This is a genomic window from Meridianimarinicoccus zhengii (assembly GCF_003254465.1).
GTDB classification, from domain to species: Bacteria; Pseudomonadota; Alphaproteobacteria; order Rhodobacterales; family Rhodobacteraceae; genus Meridianimarinicoccus; species Meridianimarinicoccus zhengii.
In genome coordinates this window covers 1-12,739 of record NZ_QDFI01000033.1, presented here as the reverse complement: position 1 = coordinate 12,739, position 12,739 = coordinate 1, and the positions used below count along the sequence as shown (strand labels likewise).

Annotated in this window: 14 protein-coding genes and 1 pseudogene; 7 read left to right on the top strand and 8 right to left on the bottom strand. The window is 67.9% G+C overall.

Features of this window, described 5'->3' with window-relative positions; translation table 11 throughout:
• Position 1: 1 nt before the first annotated feature.
• Genes rnd through ureG form a run of 4 tightly spaced genes read left to right on the top strand, consistent with a single transcriptional unit; the run spans position 2 to position 2,995 of the window.
• Positions 2–1,159: a ribonuclease D gene (gene rnd, locus DDE13_RS11935; RefSeq protein WP_111404516.1), complete on the top strand. Its 1,158-nt coding sequence runs from the start codon at positions 2–4 to the stop codon at positions 1,157–1,159.
• A 48-nt stretch (positions 1,160–1,207) separates the two neighbouring features.
• Positions 1,208–1,690, top strand: coding sequence for an urease accessory protein UreE (locus tag DDE13_RS11930; RefSeq protein WP_111404455.1), 483 nt, complete (start codon positions 1,208–1,210; stop codon positions 1,688–1,690).
• Positions 1,691–1,694: 4 nt separating this feature from the next.
• Positions 1,695–2,333, top strand: coding sequence for an urease accessory protein UreF (locus tag DDE13_RS11925; protein WP_111404453.1), 639 nt, complete (start codon positions 1,695–1,697; stop codon positions 2,331–2,333).
• A 26-nt stretch (positions 2,334–2,359) separates the two neighbouring features.
• Entirely contained in the window at positions 2,360–2,995 is a 636-nt protein-coding gene (gene ureG / locus DDE13_RS11920) for an urease accessory protein UreG (RefSeq protein WP_111404451.1), read from the top strand.
• A 34-nt stretch (positions 2,996–3,029) separates the two neighbouring features.
• On the opposite strand, the gene infC is transcribed toward ureG, so the two are convergent.
• The 7 genes from infC to cysG form a co-directional block, all read right to left on the bottom strand.
• Entirely contained in the window at positions 3,030–3,524 is a 495-nt protein-coding gene (gene infC, locus DDE13_RS11915) for a translation initiation factor IF-3 (protein WP_235868681.1), read from the bottom strand.
• A 202-nt stretch (positions 3,525–3,726) separates the two neighbouring features.
• Positions 3,727–4,566: a ferredoxin--NADP reductase gene (locus tag DDE13_RS11910; protein ID WP_111404449.1), complete on the bottom strand. Its 840-nt coding sequence runs from the start codon at positions 4,564–4,566 to the stop codon at positions 3,727–3,729.
• Positions 4,567–4,639: 73 nt separating this feature from the next.
• Positions 4,640–5,068: a DUF934 domain-containing protein gene (locus DDE13_RS11905; RefSeq protein WP_111404447.1), complete on the bottom strand. Its 429-nt coding sequence runs from the start codon at positions 5,066–5,068 to the stop codon at positions 4,640–4,642.
• On the bottom strand, positions 5,065–5,814 hold the full coding sequence (locus DDE13_RS11900; RefSeq protein WP_162630968.1) for a phosphoadenylyl-sulfate reductase: 750 nt from the start codon (positions 5,812–5,814) through the stop codon (positions 5,065–5,067). The genes DDE13_RS11905 and DDE13_RS11900 overlap by 4 nt, the downstream gene beginning before the upstream one ends.
• Positions 5,804–7,480: a nitrite/sulfite reductase gene (locus tag DDE13_RS11895; protein ID WP_111404443.1), complete on the bottom strand. Its 1,677-nt coding sequence runs from the start codon at positions 7,478–7,480 to the stop codon at positions 5,804–5,806. The genes DDE13_RS11900 and DDE13_RS11895 overlap by 11 nt, the downstream gene beginning before the upstream one ends.
• A gap of 42 nt (positions 7,481–7,522) precedes the next feature.
• Complete coding sequence (locus tag DDE13_RS11890) at positions 7,523–7,837, bottom strand: DUF2849 domain-containing protein (protein ID WP_111404441.1); 315 nt, start codon at positions 7,835–7,837, stop codon at positions 7,523–7,525.
• Positions 7,834–9,234: a siroheme synthase CysG gene (gene cysG, locus DDE13_RS11885; protein ID WP_111404439.1), complete on the bottom strand. Its 1,401-nt coding sequence runs from the start codon at positions 9,232–9,234 to the stop codon at positions 7,834–7,836. The genes DDE13_RS11890 and cysG overlap by 4 nt, the downstream gene beginning before the upstream one ends.
• Before the next feature lie 145 nt (positions 9,235–9,379).
• Here cysG and DDE13_RS11880 point away from each other — a divergent pair, with 145 nt between their 5' ends.
• Positions 9,380–9,853 (top strand): Lrp/AsnC family transcriptional regulator, encoded by a 474-nt coding sequence (locus tag DDE13_RS11880; RefSeq protein ID WP_111404437.1) that lies wholly within the window; start codon positions 9,380–9,382, stop codon positions 9,851–9,853.
• Here DDE13_RS11880 and DDE13_RS11875 read toward each other — a convergent pair.
• Complete coding sequence (locus DDE13_RS11875) at positions 9,813–11,018, bottom strand: cytochrome P450 (RefSeq protein ID WP_111404435.1); 1,206 nt, start codon at positions 11,016–11,018, stop codon at positions 9,813–9,815. The genes DDE13_RS11880 and DDE13_RS11875 overlap by 41 nt on opposite strands.
• 111 nt (positions 11,019–11,129) lie before the next feature.
• On the opposite strand from DDE13_RS11875, the gene rarD reads away from it, so the two are divergent.
• A complete protein-coding gene (gene rarD / locus DDE13_RS11870; RefSeq protein ID WP_111404433.1) occupies positions 11,130–12,056 on the top strand; it encodes an EamA family transporter RarD in 927 nt (308 codons plus the stop codon).
• A gap of 82 nt (positions 12,057–12,138) precedes the next feature.
• Positions 12,139–12,739 (top strand): annotated as a pseudogene (locus DDE13_RS11865) (hypothetical protein); the annotation flags it as partial.

Sequence of the window (12,739 nt, the reverse complement as noted above, 5' to 3'; positions counted from 1 at the left end):
CATCATCACCCTCACCACGACCGACGCGCTGGCGGCTTTCTGCGACCGCGCGCGCGCACACCCTTACGTCACCATCGACACGGAGTTCCTGCGCGAGCGGACATATTACTCCAAGCTGTGCCTTCTGCAGATGGCGATCCCCGAAGACAGCGATGACAGCGCGGTGCTGGTCGATCCGCTGGCCGAGGGGCTGTCGCTCGAACCGCTTTATGCTCTGTTTCGCGACACGTCGGTGGTCAAGGTTTTCCACGCCGCGCGGCAGGATCTCGAGATCTTCTATTTCGATGGCAAGTGCTTCCCCGAACCGCTCTTCGACACGCAGGTCGCGGCGATGGTCTGCGGATTTGGCGAACAGGTGGGATACGAGACGCTGGTGAAACGGATCGCGCGCGCGCCGCTGGACAAGTCCTCGCGCTTCACCGACTGGTCGCGGCGCCCGCTTTCCGACGCACAAAAGACGTATGCGTTGGCCGATGTGACATACCTGCGCCAGATCTACGAATTCCTTGCCGCGAGCCTCGACAAACAGGGGCGGCGCAAATGGGTCGAGGAAGAGATCGAGGTGCTGACCAACCCGGACACCTATGTCATCCGTCCCGAAGACGCGTGGAAACGGATCAAGACGCGCACCAGTTCGGCGCGCTTCATGGCGGTGATGGCCAAGCTTGCCGAGTTCCGCGAGGCGTATGCCCAGGCGCGTAACGTGCCGCGCAGCCGCGTCTGCAAGGATGATGCGCTGATCGAGGTCGCGTCGGCCCGGCCGGCCGACCACGGCGATCTCGGCAAGCTGCGGCTGCTTCTGCGCGACGCGCGCAAGGGCGACATCGCCGACGGGATCCTGAAGGCGGTGGCCGAAGGCTGCGCCATGAACCCGGACGATGCACCACGTCCCGACCGCAGCCGCGAAAAACTCGACGTGAACCCGGCGCTGGCCGACCTGCTGCGTGTGCTTCTGAAGGCGAAATCGGAAACGGCGGGCGTGGCGCAGAAACTGGTGGCGAGTGCAGCGGACCTCGACCTGATCGCGGCGGGGGAACGCGACCTGCCCGCGCTGCGGGGCTGGCGGGCCGAAGTTTTCGGGCAGGATGCCCTGCGCCTGTGCAACGGTGAGATCGCGCTGACCGTGAAGGGGCAGGATTTGGGGATCATCCCGCTCTGACAGCGCGTGGCCCTTGCGCGTGCGGCACCACCGGGTAAACCTGCGGCCATGAAAGTACCCGATAAACCCACGGGCCTGCCCGTCGTGACCGGCATCGCGCCGCCGGGCGACGGCATCCCGGACGATACGCTGACACTGGACTACGAAGCGCGGTTCCTGCGCCGCAAGCGGCTTGTCGGCGATGGCGGGTTGGCTTTCCGGATCGACCTGCCGCAAGCCCGTGCACTGGCGGAGGGCGAGGTGCTGCACCTGTCCGATGGCCGCCACGTGACGGTGCGCGCGGCGGATGAACCGCTGCTGGAAGTGCGCGGCGATCTCGCCCGGCTCGCGTGGCATATCGGCAACCGCCACACGCCCTGCCGGATCGAATCGGACCGGCTGCTGATCCGTGCGGACCCGGTGCTGGCCGACATGCTGGCGCGTCTCGGGGGGCAGGTGGTGCCGGTGCTGGCGCCGTTCGCGCCCGAGGGCGGCGCCTATGGCCATGGGCGCACCTTCGGGCATGACCACGGCCACACCCATGACCACTGACCGGATGGCCGCCGCGCGCGATCTTCTGGCACTGTCGCAATGGCTGTCCCCCGCCTTTCCGTTGGGGGGCTACGCTTATTCCCATGGGCTTGAGCAGGCGGTGGCGGCGGGCGACGTGGACAGCGCGGCCGGCTTCGACGGCTGGCTGCGCGCGGTGCTGCTGCACGGGGCAGGGCGGTCGGATGCGATCCTGCTGGCGCTGGCCCATCGCGGCGGCGATGCCGACGATCTTGCCGCGCTCGCGCAGGCGATGGCACCATCGCGGGAGCGTTGGAACGAGACATGGGCGCAGGGGCGCGCCTTTGCCGTGACGACGAACGCGATTCTTGGGACGGCGCTGGACCCTGCGGCGTTGCCGGTGGTGGTCGGGGTTCAGGCCCGGCGGTTGTCTCTCTCGACCGAAACGATCGCGGGCTTGTACCTGCAGGCCTTTGCCAGCAACCTCACCAGCATTGCCACCCGCGTCGTGCCGCTGGGCCAGACGGCGGCTCAGGGCGTGCTGGCCGAGCTGGCCGCGACCATCGCCAGTATCGCCGCCGACGCCGTCGTGGCGACCGAGGATGACCTTGCCAGCGGTGCACTCGGCGCAGATCTCGCAGCGATGCTGCACGAAACGCAAGACGTGCGGCTTTTCCAGTCGTGACGCCGCCCCACGGACAGGAGGATGCCATGGCAGGCAACGGACCCTTGCGGGTAGGCATTGGCGGGCCGGTCGGCGCGGGAAAGACCACGCTGACCGAACAGCTTTGCCGGGCGATGGCGGGGCGCTATTCCATGGCCGTCATCACCAACGACATCTATACGCGCGAGGATGCCGATGCGCTGGTGCGCGCGCAGGTCCTGCCCGCTTCGCGCATCCGCGGGGTGGAAACCGGCGGCTGCCCGCATACGGCCATCCGCGAGGACGCGTCGATCAACCTTGCGGCTCTTGCCGAGCTGACGGAGACGTTTCCAGATCTCGACCTCGTGCTAATCGAATCCGGCGGCGACAATCTGGCCGCGACCTTCAGTCCGGAACTCGCCGACGTGACGCTCTATGTGATCGACACGGCGGCGGGGCAAGACATCCCGCGCAAGAAGGGGCCGGGCGTGACCCGGTCGGACCTTCTGATCATCAACAAGACTGACCTTGCCCCACATGTCGGCGTGTCGGTGGACCTGCTGGAAAGCGACGCGCGGGCGGCACGCGGTGCGCGGCCCTTCGTGATGGCCGGGTTGCGGCAGGGCCGCGGCGTGCCCGAGATCGTGGCGTTCCTGGAAGAGATCGGCGGGCTTGTGCCCGCGCGCGAAAAAGGCCCGGTCTGACCGGGCCTTGTGATCGCGTGCAGGATGGGCCGGACTACCGGGCGGACGGGCCGATCATCATGACCATCTGGCGGCCTTCCATCTTCGGCATGTTCTCGACCTTGCCGATTTCCTTTACGTCCTCGGCAACCTTCTCCAGCAGCTCGCGCCCAAGGTTCTGGTGCGCCATTTCCCGTCCGCGGAAGCGCAGCGTGACCTTCACCTTGTCCCCGTTTTCCAGGAACTTGAAGACGTTGCGCATCTTCACATCGTAGTCATGGGTGTCGGTGTTCGGGCGGAACTTGACCTCCTTGACCTCGATGATCTTCTGCTTCTTGCGGGCCTCGCTTTCGCGCTTCTGGGTTTCGTACTTGAACTTGCCGAAATCCATGATCTTGCAGACCGGCGGGGTCGCGTTCGGCGAGATTTCCACGAGATCGAGACCGGCGCGTTCGGCCAGTTCCATGCCGCGTGCGGGTGTCGTGAGGCCGATATTTTCCCCCTCGGCGCCGATCAGGCGGATTTCCGGCACGCGGATCTTTTCGTTCACGCGGGGTCCCGTATCACGGGGGGGCGGGGCGTTGTGCGGTCGGCGGGCTATTGCAAGCTTCCTTCGATAATTGCGTCAGGGTGGCGATACTTAACCCGACCGACCCATGATTGGCAATCGGGTGTGGCATGAGACAATACCACAAAATCAGGCCATGGGGCCTGATTCGGTGATTTCTCCGCTGATTTTCCGCGGCGCCGGATCAGCCCACGAACGCCTTTTCGACCACGTATTCTGCCGGGTCGGAATTCGCGCCCTCGCGCAGACCGAACCCTTCGAGGATACGCTTCAGATCGTGGTTCAGACCCATCGACCCACAGACCATCGCGCGGTCAGTCTCGGGGCCGATGCTGTCGATGCCAAGCTCGCGCAGGAGCGTTCCGTCCTCCAGCAGCGTGGTGATGCGGCCCATCTTCGCCGACGTTTCGCGCGTCGTGGTCGGGACATAGGTCAGCTTGGCCAGCCCGTCGCCCAGCAGTTCCTGCATCATCGCGTCCTCGTGCAGATGGGCGATCAGGTCGCGCGAATACGTCAGCTCCGCCACGTCGCGGCAGGTATGCGTGACGATGACCTGCTCGTAATCCTCATAGGTCTGCGGATCGCGCAGGAGCGACGCGAAGGGCGCGAATCCCGTGCCGGTGGAAAACAGCCACAGCCGCTTGCCGGGCAGCAGTGCGTCATGCACCAGCGTGCCAACGGGCTTGGGGCGCAGGATGATCTGGTCGCCAGGCGCGATGTGCTGCAGCTTCGAGGTCAGCGGCCCATCCTGCACCTTGATCGAGTAGAATTCCAGCTCGTCGTCCCACGACGGCGAGGCGATGGAGTAGGCGCGCAAGAGCGGTTTCTGCTTGCCGGTCTTCGGGTCCGGGTCGCCCATCAGGCCGATCATCACGAACTCGCCCGACCGGAAGCGCAGCGTCGGCGGGCGCGTGCAGCGGAACCGGAACAGCCGGTCGGTATAGTGCTGTACCTCGGTCACGGTCTGGGCGTCGGGCAGGGTCTTGATCGGTGTGGCGTCGGTCACTTTGGTCCGTTCGTTCATCTGTCAGTACTCGGCACGGTCAGCGCCGCACCGCCTTTCATATCGTGAATTCGGGATGGGTCCCAGCCTGCAATCAGGCGCGCAGCCGCGACTGATAGTCGTGCGCGCGCCAATCCGCGCGGGCGCGCCACTGGTCCTCGGGCTGGCGCGCGGCCACGTCTGCGGAGATCTCCACCTCGTCGAACCCGGATCGACGCGCCATTGCATACTGGTCGGCGATGACATGCCCCGCCGCGCGCAGGCGGCCCGTGTATCCCATCCGCCGCAGCCTTGCGGCCAGCGTGAAACCGCGCCCGTCGGCGAAGCTGCCGAAGCCCACCCGGATCAGCGCGATCCGGTCTAGATACGGGGCCAGAACCGCCGGGTCGGCATCCGCCGGCAGATCGAGCGCCGTGGCATTGCCCGCTACTACGGCATCGAGCGGCGCGATGTCGCCGTCCCAATCCTCGGCCAGAAAGCCAGAGTCCCGGACGATCACGCTGTGTCCTGTGCTGTCGGTCATGCCACCTTTCCTTCCCTGATGGGGCCGCGGACGATCCGGCCGTCCACGATATGGATGCCGCATTCCTCCTTGGCCTGTCCGCGCCATCGCCCGGCGCGCGGATCTTCCCCCGCCGCCACCGGTGACGTGCAGGGCGCGCAGCCGATGGACGGGTATCCGCGTGCCACCAGCGGGTGCCGGGGCAAACGGTTATTGACCATGTAGTCCTGCACATCCGCAGGGTCCCAATGGGCCAGCGGGTTGATCTTGAGCCGGTGCGCCCCGTCGGTTTCGAAGAAATCCAGCGCGGCGCGGGTGCCGGACTGGTACCGCTTTCGCCCTGTGATCCACGCGTCGAACCCGTGCAGCGCGCGCTCAAGGGGGCGCGTCTTGCGCAGGTCGCAACAGGCATCGGTGTCGCGCGTGTGCAGCGTGCCGTCCCGATCCTCGATCGCCACGTCCAGCGCGCGGGACGTGATCCGGCGCAGGTCGCGCAGGCCGAGCCGTTCGGCGACCTGCCGCTGGTAGGTCAGCGTTTCCGGAAACAGCATCTGAGTATCGATGAACAGCACCGGGGTCGCGGGATCGATGACCGCCACCATGTGCAGCAGCGCCACGGATTCCGCCCCGAAGGACGACACCATCGCAATGCGCCCCACCGCTGGATCGGACAGCGCGCGTTCCAGCACGGCGGTGGCCGAATGGTGGCGGTAGCGCGTGTTCAGCGCCGCCGCGCGTTCCGCGATGGGGGACAGGTCACGCGGCACGATCACGCGCCCCTTCGCCGCTGCCGTAAAGTGCGGCCTTGAACGGCCCGAGCCCGAGCCGGCGATAGGCCATAAGGAACGTCTCGGCGGGGCTGTCGCGGTGGTCCAGGTAGGCGCCGACGATCCGTTCGATGGCGGGCACGATCTCGTCATAGGCAAAGCCCGGCCCGGTCCTGTCGCCAAGGGCCGCGTCCTCGGTGCCGTCGCCGCCCAGCGTGATCTGGTAGTTCTCCACCCCCGCACGATCGAGGCCGAGGATCCCGATATGGCCCACATGGTGATGCCCGCAGGCGTTGATGCAGCCGGAAATCTTGATCTTCAGCGGCCCGATCTCGTGTTCGAGCTTCAGCTCCTCGAACCGGGTCGCGATGGCTTGTGCCACCGGGATCGACCGTGCCGTCGCCAGCGCGCAGTAATCCATGCCGGGGCAGGCGATGATGTCGGACACCAGCCCCATATTGGCCGCCGCCAGCCCCGCCGCGCGGAGCGCGTCGAAGACGGCCGGCAGGTCGGCGCGATGCACGTAAGGCAGGATGACGTTCTGTTCGTGGCTGATGCGCAACTCGTCATGGCCGAACCGTTCGGCCAGGTCGGCCATGACGCGCATTTGGTCGGAAGTGGCATCGCCCGGCGTCTGGCCGGGTGTCTTCAGCGAAATGGTCACGATGGCGTGCCCCGCGTCACGGTGCGCGGTCAGGTTCGTGTCGGCCCAGGACCGGAACACCGGGTCCGTGGCGTAGCGGGCGTCAAAGATCGCGGTGTCGGCCTGCCGGAACGCGGGCGGGGCGAATTGCGCTTCGATTCCGGCCAGCACTTCCTGGTCGATACCGCTGAACGCGGGGCGCAATTCTGCGAACCGCGCCTCGACCGCGTCGCGGAAAGCGTCAAGACCGTTCTCGTGCACCGTGATCTTGATGCGTGCCTTGTACTTGTTGTCGCGCCGCCCCAGCAGGTTGTAGGTCGCCACGATCGCTTCGAGATAGGGCAGAAGGTCTGCGCGCGGCAGGAAATCGCGGATCACCTTGCCAATCATCGGCGTGCGGCCAAGCCCGCCGCCCACGATCACCTCGAAGCCCGGCGCGCCGCTGGCGTCGCGCACCATGCGCAGCCCGATATCATGCGCGCGGGTCACGGCGCGGTCGTTGGGGCTGCCGGTGACGGCGATCTTGAACTTGCGTGGCAGGAACTGGAATTCCGGATGGTCCGTGGACCACTGCCGGATCAGTTCCGCCACCGGGCGGGGATCGGCGATTTCATCCGCGGCGGCGCCTGCGAAATGGTCGGCGGTCACGTTGCGGATCGTGTTGCCGGAGGTCTGGATCGCGTGCATCCCCACATCGGCGAGCGCGTCGAGCATGTCGGGCACATCCGCCAGCACCGGCCAGTTGAACTGGATGTTCTGGCGCGTGGTGAAATGGCCATAGCCCTTGTCCCAGCGGTCCGCGATCAGGGCGAGCTGCCGCATCTGGCGGCTGTTCAGCGTGCCATACGGGATCGCCACCCGCAGCATGTAGGCATGCAGTTGCAGGTACAGCCCGTTCATCAGGCGCAGCGGCTTGAACTCGTCCTCGGTCAGCGACCCGTCGAGGCGGCGTTCCACCTGCGCGCGGAACTGGGCCACGCGGTTGCGCACGAAGGCGTCATCGAACTCGGTATAGGTATACATGCGAGGGGTCCTTTCGGGGGCAGGCGCGGGGGAGGCCCCGGCTCAGGGCCGGGGCGCTGCGGTTTCCGTCTGCTTGCCATGGGGATAGTTGGACGGGCCGTGGGCGCGGAACACTTCGCGGAAATGCACGGGTTCGGGGCCGCGCGGGCCGGGGCGCGCATCGGCGAGGTAGACGCCGACCACGGTGCCGGTCTGCCGGCTGGCCTCGATCCGGCGGATATCGGCGATGGCCTCGTCCTCGATCAGTTCGGCCTCAAAGTGGTGGCGCGACCAGCGGTCGTCGGCAGTCAGATAGACGACATCGCCCTTGTGCAGGTCGTTGGCGGTCACGATCTTCGGGGTGAAACGGCGGCTCACAGGGCAAGCTCCTTGGCTGTCGGTTGGGGCAGGGCGGCGGCGGCCGCGTGGGGGGCGAGGCCGTAAAGCAGCACGGCAGGCCCGGTCAGCGCGGCGCGGGCGATGTCGTCGGACAGGCTGCCCAACCGCGCGGTGACGATGCGTTCGTCCGGGCGTGCCGCGTTTTCCACCACGGTCACGGGCGTCGCCGGATCGGCGCCGTGCATCATCAGCCGCCCTTGCAGGAAACGCGCGCCCCGCTTGGCCATGTAGATCGCGGCGACACTGCCGGGGCGGGCCAGCGCCTGCCAGTCGTGTTCGGTGAAGCCCGCCACGTCATGGCCGGTCAGCACGCGCAGGTCGGAATTGCGCCCGCGCCGGGTCAGGCTTGTCCCCAGGCTCGCGGCGGCGGCCGACGCCGCGGTGATGCCGGGCACCACGGACCAGTCGATGCCCGCGGCCGCCACGGCCTCGGTCTCCTCGTCGAGTCGCCCGAACACCGCCGGGTCGCCCGATTTCAGCCGCACCACATGGGCGCCTTGCCGGGCGTGATCGACCATCAGCGCGTTGATGCGGTCCTGCGGGGTGGACGGGCCGAACCCTTCCTTGCCCGCGTCGATGATCGTCGCCTCGCGCCGCGCGAGTTCGAGGATCGCGGCGGGCACGAGCCGGTCGTGGATCACCACATCGGCGGTATCGAGCGCGCGGCGTGCCTTCAGCGTCAGAAGCTCCGGATCACCCGGACCCGCGCCCACGAAGACCACGCGCCCCGGTTCCGGGGCCGCATCGAGGTGCCGCGCCAGCAGCCGGTCCAGCAGCCGCTGTACGCCAGGGGCACCCGCCTGTTCCAGCGCGCGGGGGCCTTCACCGAAATAGAAGTCCGACCAGAATGCGCGGCGCTTGCGCCCCATGGGCAGCGCGTCGGCGGCGCGCCGGAAGCCCTTGCCAATGCGTGCGAGCGTTCCGAGCCCGATGGGCAGCGCGGCCTCCAGATCGGCCTTGATGCGGCGGGCCAGCACCGGGGCCGCACCCTCGGTGCCGATGGCCACAGTCACCGGGTCGCGGTCCACGATGGCGGGGGTGATGAACTGGCTGTCGTCCAGGTTGTCGACGATGTTGACCATCGCGCCGTCCGCGCGGGCGAGGGCCGCGACACGCGCATCCTCGGCCGCGTCCTCGTTGGCGCCGTAGGCCAGCACGGCGCAAAGCGCATCGCCGGGCTCCGCGGCGCGGCGGATCAGGCGAAGGCGCCCCTCGGCGGCCCAGCCTTCGATTTCGGGCGCCGGGTCGGCGGACAGCACGGTCAGGTGCGCTTCCGTCCGCATCAGAAGCCGCAGCTTGGCCAGTGCCGCGTCGCCACCGCCCGACACGACGACACGGCGGCCCGCGACGGCGACGAAGATCGGGAAATGTTGCATGGCTCGAGACTCCGCAAGGGCTGGGCTTCGGCTTACATATAGAATAACTTCCCGGTATTGGCCTAGCTGCCCGCGTTGAAAAGGACGTACGTTCCGATTTCCGGCGTGCAGCGAATACTGGCCCCGAAACTGGAAGGCGTGTGGAATGACGGTGCGACTGGACGAGCTTGACCGGAAAATCCTTGGTGAACTGCAGGCGGATGCAAGCCAGACGCTCGACGAGATCGCGGGCAAGGTGGGGTCGTCGAAGACCCCAGTCTGGAACCGGATTCGCAAGATGCGCGAGGCCGGCGTGATCGGCCAGACGACCGTGATCCTCGACCCCGAGGCGCTGGGGCTGGAGGCGTGTTTCTTCGTGCTGATCCGCACGTCGGAACACGAGACCGACTGGCAGCGCAAGTTCCTCGAAACCCTGCGCGCGCGCCCCGAGGTGCTCGAAGCGCACAGACTGGCGGGGGAGATCGACTATATCCTGAAGGTGCAGGTGCCCAATGCGCGGGCCTATGACGATTTCTACCAGGCGCTCATATCCGAGGTGCGGATCTTCAACGTTACCGCGCTGCTGTCGATGGAACGGATCAAGGCGACGACGGCGCTGCCGATTCCGCCCGCGCGCTGACCATGATTCGGGCGTGCCCGTGGAAATGGTAGATGGGAGCGATGGCGGGCGGTTCGGTCAGGCGCAGGTCCGGGCAGCGGGCGAAGAGAGTGGTCAGCGCCACTTGCAATTCCAGGCGGGCGAGCTGTGCCCCAAGACAGAAATGAACCCCCGCGCCGAAGCTGGCCGACATCGGGCCAGGGCGGTCGGGCCGGAACGCGTGCGGCGCGTCATAGGCTGCCGGATCGCGGTTCGCCGCACCGAGCAGGCAGGCGATCTCTTCGCCCGGTGCGAGCGCGTGGCCCGCGATCGTGACGGGTTCCAGCGCATAGCGGGTGAACAGGTGCAGGGGCGGGTCGATGCGCAGGCATTCGTCGACCGTCGCGGCGATACGGCCCTGCGTGCAGCGCGCCGGGGCGTCGCCGTCGCGCAGCAACCGCACCACGGCATTGCCGAGCGCGTGGACCGTCGCTTCGTGCCCCGCATTGAGCAGTAGCACGCAGGTGGCGAGGCTCTCGTCGCGGCTGATCGCGCCATCGTCCTCCGCCGCAAGGAGCGCGGACAGCAGGTCGGTGCCGGGGCGCTTGCGCCGGTCGTCCATCACCTGCCCGAGCCATGCCGCGAAATCGCGCGCGGCCGCGTCGGCGGCGGCATGTTCGGCCCGTCCGATACCGGGGCGATACATGGCGACCATGGCCTGCGACCATGCGCGCAGGTCCGCGCCAAGGGTCTCCGGGACGCCAAGAAGCCGCGCGATCACCACGATCGGCACCTGTTCGGCATAGGCCGCAATCAGGTCGAACGGCGTGTCGGGGAAGCGGTCGATCAATCCGTGACACAGATCGGCGATGTCCGGGGTAAGCCCCACCACCCGCCGCCCCGTGAAGGCCCGCAGGACGTGCCCCCTGAGCCGCGCGTGGGTGTCGCCTTCGAGGCTGAGGAGCGATAGGCGTTCCAGCCGCGCGAAATGCGCGGTGTTGGGCGGGAAGGGCGGCAGCCCCCCCGGCGGCACGCGGCCGAACCGCCGGTCGCGCAGGGTGGCCAGAACCTCCGCATGGGTGGTCAGCGCCGGCATCCCGTAATCGGTCCACCACACCGCGGGCCCCAGGGCGCGGGCGCGATCGTAGAACGCATAGGGATCGGCCACGAATTCCGGATCGTGCGGGGACTGCGATATCTGCTCCATGCCGCGTCCTAGCCGGTGCCGGCGGCCCTTGCCAAGGGCATCGCTGCGCAGGGCTTGCGGCGGCGGCGCGGTTCTGGTCTGACCTGCGCGCACACAATTGGGAACGTCACCATGACCGAAGGCATCAAGGGCGTGCTCGCCATGGTCGGCGCCTGCACGATCTGGGGCCTGTCGCCGCTGTTCTTCAAGCTCATCGCCCATGTGCCCCCGCTCGAGGTGCTGGCCCATCGCACGATCTGGTCGCTGGCGGCACTTTCAGTGATCCTCGCGGTGCGGGGGCATCTGGGTCGTATCCGCGACGGCCTGGCCAAGCCCGGTGCGGCCGTCATGACGCTTTTGGCCGCCCTCGTGATCTCGACCAACTGGTTTGCCTTCATCCATTCGGTGCAGGTTGGCAGGGCGCTCGAGGCGTCCTTGGGCTATTACATCTTTCCGCTGGTCGCGGTGCTTTTCGGCGTCGCCTTCTTCGGGGACCGGCTGCGCCCGTTGCAGGGCGTCGCCGTGGCGCTGGCCGCGACGGCCGTTACCGTGCTGACCTTGGGTCTGGGCGTGCTGCCGGTTATATCGCTGTTTCTTGCGGTGACTTTCGCCATGTATGGCGCGCTGAAGCGGCGGTTGAGAACCGATCCCGTGGCTTCCGTTGCGGCAGAGGTCGCATTGCTGGCGCCGGCGGCATTGGTCTGGCTGGCACTTGTCCACGGTGGCGGCTGGACCGACATGACAGGGCGGCCCGGCGCGGTCTTCGCCGCCGACCTGTTCTCGACCGTGCTGCTCGTGATGGCAGGGCCGGTGACGGCGGTGCCCTTGTGGCTGTTTTCGTATGCGGCGCAGCGGGTCGTTCTGCCGACACTTGGCCTGATCCAGTACATGAACCCCACGCTGCAATTCCTGTGCGCCACGCTCGTCTTCGCCGAGCCGGTCACGGTCTGGCACGCGCTGGCCTTTCCGGTGATCTGGCTGGGGCTGGCGATCTACAGCCATGACGGGTTGCGCCACGCGCGGCGCCTGCGGCAAGAGGCCCGCACGCTCGGCCTTTGACCAGAGGTAAGCCCTTTGCTATAAAGGCAGAATTGCAAGCCGCTGGGCCATCGCGCCGGGCTTGCCCGAGGAACCGCGCCCGATGCAGTCCGATCCGCCGCCAGACATCCGCCGCCGCCTCCCGCTCTGGGTCGGTGTCGCGCTGTGCCTCGGCGCGCTCGGGGCCGGGGCGGTGGTGCTGCCGATGCTGCGGCTCGATCCCGTGGCGCGGGTGCAGCAGGCCCCCGACCTGTCCGCCCCGTCGCCGGAGACAGCCACCCCAACCGCCACACCGGCGCCGGAACCCGACCCGCGCGCGCCGCGCTTCGATCTCGTGCGCAACGATGCCGACGGGCGGGTGATCGTCGCCGGACGTGCCTTTCCGGGGGCGCCGGTCGGGCTGGTCGTGGACGGTGTGACGATGGCAGAGACGACGAGCGACGGGTCCGGCCAGTTCGTGGCCTTCCTGACCCTCGATGCGAGTGCCGAGCCGCGGGTTCTATGGCTCGTGACGCAGAATGCGGCGGGCGGGATCGTAAACTCGGCAGAGACCGTGATGCTCGGGCCTGACGCGCCTGCCGGGCCCGCCCCGGCCGGGAATGGGCGGACGGCGGTTGCGGCATCGATGTCCAGGCCGGAAGCGGCGGCGCCCGCAGCGGCGCCGGCGCCAGGCGGTGGCGCCGACACCTTCGGGCGCGGGCCGA